This window comes from Agromyces sp. P1_H4 (assembly GCF_056405255.1).
Window position 1 is genome coordinate 1 of the sequence record NZ_JBFUCL010000129.1, and the last position, 9,509, is coordinate 9,509.

Here is a 9,509-nt window from a genome sequence, read left to right on the forward strand (position 1 = left end):
CACGTCCGCCGCTAGGGTGGTGGCGGAGAGATGCCATGGCCGCGATTCGCCACGGCGCAGACGACGGGAGCGGCGCTCGTGCTCGACGCGATCGGACTGGACGACGAGCACACGTCGGTCTACCGGCTGCTGCTCGCGACGCCCTCAGCCGACGTCGGCGAGATCGCCCGATCGGCCGGCATGCCGGTGGCGCGCGTGCAGGCGGTGGTCGACGAGCTCGAGCGCATCGGGCTGCTCGCCAGGCAGGCGTCCGCCCCCGATCGGGTCGTCGCCTCGCCGCCGGCCCTCGCGCTGCGTCCGCTGCTGCTCGAGCGCGAGCGCCGGCTGACCGAGGCGCACGAGACGCTCGTGCAGCTCAGCGAGCTCTACCGGCAGGGCGCGGTGCAGCGCGAGGTGCCCGATGTCGTCGACGTGGTGCTCGGCCCCGAGGCGGTGCGCCAGCGGCTCGGGCAACTGCAGGCCTCCGCAGAACGACGGGTGGACGCGTTCGTGCTGCGCGAGGTGGCGCTCATCGACGGCAGCGAGAACACCGAGGAGGACCGCGCGCTCGCACGGGGCGTGCGGTACCGGGTCGTCGTCGAGGCATCCGTGCTCGAGCGTCCGAGATTCCTCGACCAGGCCCGCGAGGTGATGCCGTTGGGCGAGGAGATCCGGGTGCTGCCGGTGCTGCCGACGCGCCTCTTCGTCGCCGACGGCATCCTCGCGCTGCTCCCCATGTACTCGCACGGCGATCGCAAGGTGTCGGGCGCCCTGCTGGTGCATCCGAGCGGCCTGCTCGACCTCGTGAACGCCATGTTCGAGGAAGCGTGGCGCGCGTCGACCCGACTGGTCGAAGACGGAGGGCTCGAGAACGAGGTCGAGGCGATCGACCGCGACCTGCTGAAGCTCCTTCTGCTCGGGCTGACGGATGCCGCGGCCGGCGCGCAGCTGGGCATCTCGGTGCGCACCGTGCAGCGCCGGGTCGCCGAGCTGATGGAGCGCGGCGGCGTCWCGACGCGCATCCAGCTCGGCGCGGAGGCCGTGCGCCGCGAGTGGGTCTGACCGCCCCGTCGGCCCGCCCCGCGTGAGGAAGACTCACGGATTCCTTGACAGCCGAGCGCGTACCGCAGCAGGCTATGCCCTAGGGTCCGCAGTGAGCACCAGGGACGTGGCGAACAACAGGCACCCCGACGATGTCGTCACGCATGTCTGGCCGGAGACGGGCCGAAGGAGTCGTCATGGCCGGAACCCGTTCCTTTCCACTTCGCCCCGTCCTCGGCATCGCCGCACTCGCACTCGCGTTCTCGGTGCTCGCGCCCGTGACCGCGAACGCGACCGTCGATGATGCCGGCGCGCTCGACATGTACACGGCCGACGTGAGCACCGCCGAGGCCGCGGAGATCGCGGCGGGCGGCTTCGACGTCGCCGACAGTCGCATCACCGACGACGGCGTCAGCCTCGACGTCGTGCTCACCGCCGGCGAGGCGAAGGGCCTCCGCGACCGCGGCGTCGACGTCAAGGTGAAGAAGAACAAGGACGGCAAGTCCGCACGGCAGCTGGCCGACGAGCAGGCCGCGTCGGGATACGACGTCTGGCGGTCGTGGGACGAAGCCGGCGGCATCCGCGATGAGCTCTACAGCCTCGCGAAGAAGAACCCGCAGCTCGTGAAGCTGGAGGTGCTCGGGCACACCGAGCAGGGCCGCGAGCTCATCGCGCTCAAGCTGACCCAGGGCGCGCGCGGGATCGCCGACGGCACCCGTCCTGCGGTGCTCTACAGCTCGACCCAGCACGCCCGCGAGTGGATCTCGACCGAGGTGAACCGGCGGCTGCTGAACTGGTACATCGACGGATGGCGGGCCAACGACAAGGAGATCAAGAACCTGCTCAAGAACAACGAGCTGTGGTTCGTCGTCGTGGCCAACCCCGACGGATACCAGTACACGTTCGACCACGAGCGGCTGTGGCGGAAGAATCTGCGCGACAACGACGGTGACGGCCAGGTCACCCGGGCCGACGGGGTCGACCCGAACCGCAACTTCCCCGAGCACTTCGGATACGACGAGGAGGGCTCGTCGTCGCAGACCACCAGCGACACCTACCGCGGTCCCTCGGCCGGATCGGAGCCCGAGACGCAGGCGATGATGTCATTGTTCGACCGCGCCGACTTCTCGTTCCAGGTCAACTACCACTCCTACGGGCCCTACCTGCTGTACGCCGAGGGCTGGCAGACCGGCACCCCGACCGCGGACGACCCGATCTACTACGCCCTGTCGGGCAACCGCGACAACTCCGCGATCCCCGGCTTCGAGACCGGCCTCTCCTCGGACGTGCTGTACGTGACGAACGGCGAGACGACCGACTTCGCGCACGTGCAGCGCGGAGCCCTCGCCTGGACACCGGAGCTCGGCGAGGGCCTGCCGGCGGGCGGCGGATTCGTGTTCCCCGACGACGAGGCGCAGGTGCAGGCGGAGTTCGAGCGCGCACTGCCGTTCTCGCTCGACGTGGCGAAGTCCGCGGCCGACCCGGCCGATCCGGTGTCGCACCTCGGCCTGACGACCAAGCCGTTCTACCTCGAGAGCGACGACACCTACAAGGATGGGCTGCCCCTCGCGAACTTCACGTTCGACTACTCCTACGGCGACCCGCAGGAGGTGCGCGTCGTCGCCAAGCGCGAGCTCGGCGACGTGACCGTGAAGTACTCGATCAACGGCGGGGCCCCGATCAGCGCACCGACCGAGGAGTGGACGGGCGGCGACCGCTACGGCGGCAAGACCGACGTGTACTACAGGATCATGAGCGGGTTCGTCACCGGCACCGAACCCGGCGACAGCGTGAAGGTGTGGTTCGAGGGGGGTGGGGCGACGAGCGACTCGTTCACCTACCAGGCCGTCGAGGAATCCGACGACGACGTGCTGATCCTGTCGGCCGAGGACTACACGGGCGCTTCGCCGGCCCAGGCCGGCGGACCCAGCTACCTCGACTCCTACACTGCTGCGCTCGACGCCAACGGCACGGGCTACGACGTCTACGACGTCGATGCCCGCGGCCGGACCGCGCCCGACAGCCTCGGCGTGCTGTCCCACTACGACGGCGTCATCTGGTACACCGGCGACGACATCGTCACCCGCGAGCCCGGCTGGGGCGGCGGCAACGCCTCGCGGCTCGCGATGGACGAGACCCTCGAGGTGCGCGACTTCCTCAACGAGGGCGGCAAGGTGCTCTACACCGGCAAGTACGCCGGCAGCCAGTACACGCCGAACCTCGGCACCCAGTTGTACGACCCCACGGCGGCGAACGCCGAGTGCCGGGCCGATGCAGAGGTGCAGGCCCGGTGTCGGGCCCTCGGCGGATCGGGTGACTTCACCAACGACACCCTGCAGTACTGGCTCGGTGCGTACCTCACGGTCGACGACGCCGGAACCACCGAGGACGGGAGCATCCTGAACGCCCTCGGCGTCGACACGCCGCTCACCGGGCTCGAATGGGGGTTCAACGGCGACGACAGCGCCCAGAACCAGGACCACAGCAACTCGTACATCACCACGAGCGGCATCCTCGACCCGGCGGTGTACCCGCAGTTCGAGAGCTGGGTGGCGGCGAGGTGGGACCGTGAGGGCGGCCCGTTCGCGCCGCACACCGGCGATGCGTACGCCTACTCGCAGATCGGCGACGTGTCGTACAAGCGCCTGACCAACACGATCGACGTGCCGGCCGGCGGCGCCACGATGTCGTTCTGGACCTCGTACGACACCGAGGCCGAATGGGATCACCTGGCCGTCGAGGCTCGCACGGCCGGCGGCGACGACTGGACGACGCTGCCCGACCTCAACGGGCACACGACCGACAGCACCGGGCAGAGCTGTCCGGCCGGCTGGCGCGACCTGCACCCGCAGCTCGACCACTACCAGACGTTCGACGCCGCGACCACGACCTGCACCTCGACCGGCACCACCGGCTCGTGGTCGGCGACGTCGGGCAACTCGGCCGGCTGGCAGCAGTGGTCGGTCGACCTGTCGGCCTACGCCGGCGGCCAGGTCGAGGTGTCCATCGGGTACGTGAGCGACTGGTCGACCCAGGGCCTCGGCGTGTTCGTCGACGACATCGAGGTGTCGACGGGCCAGGGCACGACGTCGTTCGAGAACGGCGACAGCGCGGGCTGGGAGGTCACCGGTCCCCCGCCGGGCAGTGGGCCGAACCCGAACAACTTCATCATCACGACGGCGGCCGGGTTCCCTGAGGCCGCGGTGGTCGCCACGCCGCATTCGCTCGTGGCCGGCTTCGGGTTCGAGGGCATCACGGATGCCGCGACCCGGGCCGCGTGGATGGGCCGGGTGCTCGAGCTCCTGCTCGGTTGAGGTCTGACGGATGCCGCGTCGCGAGTGCCCGCGACGCGGCATCCGTCATGCGGGGCGGATCGCCCGACGTGGCATCCGTCAGTCGCGGGATCGCGCGAGCACCCCGCCGACGTAGCCGAGCACGGCGCCGAGCCACACCAGGAGGATGCCGAACGCGAGCTCGGGCACGAACGCCGCGATCGCGAGGAACACCAGGAACCCGGCGCTGAGCAGCACGATGAGGATCGCCGACTTGCGGGTGAGCCCGCCCGACTTGCCGTTCAGCCCGAACGCCATCGTGATGGCGAGGATGAACAGGAGGAGCCGCAGCGCCGGCTCGACGATGAGACCGGGATCGAGGCTCGACGACTGCACGAGCATCCGCACGAGCTCGACGGCGGGCAGCAGCGGCTCGAACTGGGCGAACCAGGGGCTGAGCGTGCCGATCACCACGAGCACCGCACCGAGGATCACGAGCCAGACGCTGAGCGGTCCCCTGCGGCTCGGCGCCGTCTGGGTGAGCTCCGCGCTCCCGACGAGCTGCTGCGTGCCGWCGCTCGCACTGACCTCGAGCCGGCGCACGACCGTGCCGTTGCGCGGCGGATGCGGCGCCGAGACCGTCATCCACGTGTGCCCGGTCGTGCCGGGCGGCACMACGAGCTGGGGCGGCGCGAACGTCGCCCGCGCCTGCCCGTCGTCGGAGCGGGCGGCGAACGCGACCTGCACGGCCTCGGAGCCACGGCGGTTGTCGACGTCGACGCCGAAGGTGCCCTTGCCGTGCGTGCCGATGTCCTGCCGCTGCGGGTTGACGCTGAGGCTCGYGGTCGTGATGGCCGCGGCCGAGCTCGTGATCTCGAGGACGCCGGCGGCCTCGGCATCCGTCGTRCCGTCGGAGGCGACGACGGTGAACGGATGCGACGCGCTCGCGCCGCGGGYGGGGAGGTTCGCCCGCACCCGCCCGTGGGCGCGGGTGATGTGCCCGGCGACGGCGACGAACCTGACCGGTGCGAATGCGAAGGCGAGCCGCTGCTCGGGATCGGCGCCCGTGAGCGTGACGGTGATCGGCGTGTGGCCGCCGCGGTTGTCGACGTTCACGTCGAAGTCGGCGTCCTGCGCGTCGAGGAGGCGCAGCGTGCTGGGCTGCAGTTGCACGCGCAGCGGCGCGTCGACCGGCTCGGGGGCGGTCTCCTGCACGAGCGTGACGGTCGCGGTCACGGGCCCCTCGTCGTTGGTCGCCGAGATGGTGAGCTGGCGGTTCAGCACCGCACCCGGCTGCGGCGGCGGTGCGACGAAGTCGACGGATGCCTCGACGATGGCGCCGGCGGGCACCTCCACCACCTGGGGGGTGAACGTGAACCGCACGACCGACTCGGGGTCCTCGCCCGAGAGGCCCACCGTCTGCGGGAAGTTCGCGCCGCGATTGTCGAGCCGGAGCGAGAACGAACCGGTCGCGGCATCCTCGAGCCGGATGAGCATCGGCCGCGCCTCGATCGCGAGTCGCGCCCCGCGCGGGGGGACCGTCGCGACCACGTGGATCGTCGCCATCCGCTCGGGGTCCTCGAGCGAGCGGACGGTGAAGGTGAGCGGCCGGCGTTGCGCGAGCACGAGCACGCCGGGACGGATGGCGAGCGACAGCATGACCGTGCGGGCCTCGCCCGGCATGAGGTGCGCGTCGGGCGGCGTGAGCTCGAGCCAGGCCGGCGGGTCGACGGCGTCGATGTCGTAGCCGTCCACGATGGTCGACGTGTTCTCGATGAGGAGCTCGATCCGGGCGGGAGCCTCGGGCGTGAGGACCACGTCGGGGGTCGTGACGGTGACGGTCGGCGGGTCGTGGCGTGCGGGCTTGCGTCGCGGCGGCTCCTGCTCGGGCTGGGGCGCACGCTCGGCGGCGGGCGCGGTCGGGGGCGTCGCCGTGGGCGACGCGGGCGGCGGTGTCGTGGTGGGCGCGGTCGGCGGCGTCGCGACCGGCTGACTGACGGGCGCGGTCGCCGGGTCAGGAACGGCGGTCGGCACGGACTGCACGATCTTCGGGATGGTGCCGGTGAGCGCGTCGCCGTCGAGCGTCGAACGCCCGACATCCCAGCCGAGGTAGGAGTCGCAGTTCACGCAGAACCGCGCCTCGGCGTCGTTCCTCGTGCCGCACGTCTCGCAGATGCGTTCGGCCATCTCACCCCTCCGGCCGCAGCGTCGCGACGTCGGGCGGTCGCGATACCGCCGATGCTACGGAGCCGGACTCGGTCGCCTGCCGCATTGTGCCCGGACGGGCAACGAACTCTGCGCGACGATGACGGCGTCGCGGTAGCGTGCTCTGATGCAGGTGACCCGGCTCCGCGTCTATCCCGTCAAGTCGTTCGCAGGCCTCGACGTCCGCTCGGCGTCCGTGCTGCCGTGGGGGCTCGTCGGCGATCGCCGCTGGGCCGTGGTCGACTCGGCGGGCGATCTCGTCACGGCGCGAGAGGCGAACCGCCTGCTGGCGCTGACCGCCGAGCCGCTCGCCGACGGAGGCCTGCTGCTCGCCGACCGCGACGGCGGCGGCGCGCCCCTGCGGGTCGACGAGCCGACGGATGCCGCACCCGTCACGGTGACGGTGTCGCGCCAGCGCACCGCGCTTCCGGCCGGGTTCGAGCCCGACGAGTGGTTGAGCTCCCGGCTCGGGCGTTCCGTGCGCCTCGTGTGGCAGCCCGACCCGCGAGTGCGCCCGGTCAATCCCGCCCACGGCGGCCTCGCGGACGACCGGATGTCGCTCGCCGACGCCGGCCCGCTGCTGCTCGCGAGCGAGTCCTCCCTCGCCCAGCTCGACCGGTGGACCGACGGCGGCACGCCGCCGCTCGACATGCTGCGGTTCCGTCCGAACGTCGTCATCGACGGCGACCCGGCCGAGCCGTTCGCCGAGGACGGCTGGCCGTTCATCCACCTCGGCGGCGTGCGTTTTCGGGTCAGCGGCGTCTGCGACCGCTGCGTCATGACGACGATCGACCCGGTGTCGCTGGCGCGCGGCAAGGAGCCCATCCGCACGCTGGCGAAGCACCGCAGGTGGGACGGCAAGACGTGGTTCGGCATCTGGCTCGTCCCCGACCTCGACGCCTCGTCAGGGGCCGACACGATCGCCGTCGGCGACCCGGTGACGGCCGACTGAGGTCACGAGTCAGGCGAGCGAGAGCACGAAGGCGAGCACGAATCCCGCGGCGGTGCTGAGCGCGACGGCCGGCCCGCCGTGCTCGTAGGCCTCGGGCATGATCGTGTCGGCGAGCGCGGCGATGACGGCTCCCGCTGCAAACGCGAGGGGGAACGAGACGACCTCGGGGTCGCTGCCCGAGAGCGGGCCGGCACCGATGAYGACGGCGAACACGAGCACGGCCGCGCACGCGCCCCAGAGGCCCATGATCTGCAGCATCGAGCGGCCCTGCTCCCGCATGGACGCCGCGCCCACGAGCGCCTCGGGCAGGTTCGACACGAAGATGGCGGCGAGCAGCGCGACGCCACCCGTTCCCTCGGTGAGCGAGATGCCCAGGGCGAGGTTCTCCGGTGCGCCGTCGAGCGTGGCCGCGGCGAGCAGCGCGAGCCCGGYCGCCCCCTGCACGGACGCCGCCGTGGCCGGTCGACCCTCGGCCGCGGCATCCGTGTCGAGCTTCGCGCTGCCCCGGTACTCGTCGGCCGGTTTCGGATCCGAGCCCGCCTGGGCCCAGCGGTCGAGGAGGGCGCTGAGCGTCGTGAACACCAGCGCGCCGACGAGCAGCCCGATGGCAGCGATCCAGATGCCGCCCCGCTCGTAGGCATCCTGGAACATCTCGAAGCTGAGCGCCGTGATGAGCATGCCCGCCGCGAACGACAGCATGATCGCGAGGAAGCGCTTCGGCAGCGTGAATCGCCCACCGATGAACGCCCCGATCACGAGCGCGGCCGATGCCACCGCACCGAAGAGGAATGCCGTCCACATGCGCCCAGTATCGGCGCGCGGCCGCGTGCCGTCAGCCCCTTGTGCACGGCCGCCAAGGCTGGTTCGCATGGGCGACTCACGACCCGCGACCCGCGCTCCGCCCTCCGCTCGGCGTCTCGCCTCGACATCCGCCGCGGCTCGCCGTACGGTTCAGGCATGGACAGGGCCGTTGCCGCGATCGCCGGGTGGATGCCGCAGCAGCGCTGGTTCGGCGGCAAGGGGCATGCACCCGAGCTTCGCGTCATCGGAGCGCTCGAGTCGCCCACCGCCGAGGAGGGCGCGAACGTCCGCACCCTCTTCCTCATGGACGACGCCTCGGAGCCGCCGATCCTCTACCAGGTGCCGCTGGTCGAGCGGGCGGAGCCCCAGGAGTCGCCCGCGGCATCCGAGCACCTCATCGCCCGGTTGCCCGCTCGAGGCGGCGTGTCCGGCGGCGGACCCGATGGTGGCGACCGGTGGCTCTACGACGGACCGCACGACCCCGCCTACACCGACGCGCTGCTCGCGATGATCGTCGACGAGGGCGAGGCGATCGCCGCGGGCCCCGGTGCCGCGACCGCGCGCGGCCGTTACTCGGGCGAGGCCGCGGCATCCGCTCGACCCCCGCGGAGCGCGCCCGCGACCGTGCTCGGCGGCGAGCAGTCGAACACGTCGATCATCTACCGCCCGGCCGGGTCGGCGCCGATCATCTGCAAGGTGTTCCGGCAGCTGCACGACGGCGACAATCCGGATGTCACGCTGCAGACGGCACTGGCCGGTGCCGGCTCGCCGCACGTGCCGGCGACGGTGGGCGACGTGCTGGGCGAATGGGACGACGTCGGCCGGCCCAGCGGCCGGGCGCGCGGGCACCTCGCGTTCGCCCAGGAGTTCCTCCCCGGCGTGGAGGACGCCTGGCGGGTGGCGCTGACGGCCGCCGCCGCCGGCACGCCGTTCGACGACGAGGCGCGCGCGCTCGGCGCCGCGGTCGCCGAGGTGCACCTCTCGCTCGGCGAGCTGTTCCCGCGCGAGTCACCCGAGCCGGCGCTCGTCGACCGGATCACGGCCGCGTGGACGCGTCGGCTCGGCATCGCCGTGGCCGAGGTGCACGAGCTCGACCGGCACCGCCCGGCGATCGAGGCCTTCTACGCGCGGGCACGGGCGGGTGCCTGGCCCGAGCTGCAGCGCATCCACGGCGACCTGCACCTCGGCCAGGTGCTGCTCGTGCCCGGTCGCGGGTGGGTGCTGCTCGATATCGAGGGCGAGCCGCTGCGCCCGATGCG

The 9,509-nt window shown here is 72.0% G+C and carries 6 protein-coding genes; 4 read left to right on the top strand and 2 right to left on the bottom strand.

All coding sequences use genetic code 11. The features are described from left to right. Positions 1 to 30: 30 nt before the first annotated feature. Both AC1DY2_RS09700 and AC1DY2_RS09705 read left to right on the top strand, forming a co-directional pair. Entirely contained in the window at positions 31 to 1,041 is a 1,011-nt protein-coding gene (locus AC1DY2_RS09700; RefSeq protein ID WP_476762230.1) for a helix-turn-helix domain-containing protein, read from the top strand. A 176-nt stretch (positions 1,042 to 1,217) separates the two neighbouring features. Then, positions 1,218 to 4,334, top strand: coding sequence for a M14 family metallopeptidase (locus tag AC1DY2_RS09705; RefSeq protein WP_476762231.1), 3,117 nt, complete (start codon positions 1,218 to 1,220; stop codon positions 4,332 to 4,334). 78 nt (positions 4,335 to 4,412) lie between these two features. Here the strand turns inward: AC1DY2_RS09705 and AC1DY2_RS09710 are convergent, their stop codons facing one another. Continuing rightward, a complete protein-coding gene (locus AC1DY2_RS09710; RefSeq protein WP_476762232.1) occupies positions 4,413 to 6,479 on the bottom strand; it encodes a COG1470 family protein in 2,067 nt (688 codons plus the stop codon). Between the two features lie 145 nt (positions 6,480 to 6,624). Between AC1DY2_RS09710 and AC1DY2_RS09715 the strand changes: the two genes are divergently transcribed. Continuing rightward, positions 6,625 to 7,449 carry an MOSC domain-containing protein gene (locus tag AC1DY2_RS09715; protein WP_476762233.1) on the top strand — a complete coding sequence of 275 codons (825 nt, stop codon included), beginning with the start codon at positions 6,625 to 6,627 and terminating at the stop codon, positions 7,447 to 7,449. 9 nt (positions 7,450 to 7,458) lie between these two features. Here AC1DY2_RS09715 and AC1DY2_RS09720 read toward each other — a convergent pair whose 3' ends face one another. Continuing rightward, positions 7,459 to 8,250, bottom strand: a complete 792-nt coding sequence (locus AC1DY2_RS09720; RefSeq protein WP_476762234.1) for a ZIP family metal transporter — start codon at positions 8,248 to 8,250, stop codon at positions 7,459 to 7,461. Between the two features lie 156 nt (positions 8,251 to 8,406). Here AC1DY2_RS09720 and AC1DY2_RS09725 point away from each other — a divergent pair. Further along, the coding region (locus AC1DY2_RS09725; RefSeq protein WP_476762235.1) for a maltokinase N-terminal cap-like domain-containing protein at positions 8,407 to 9,509 on the top strand (1,103 nt) is incomplete at its 3' end.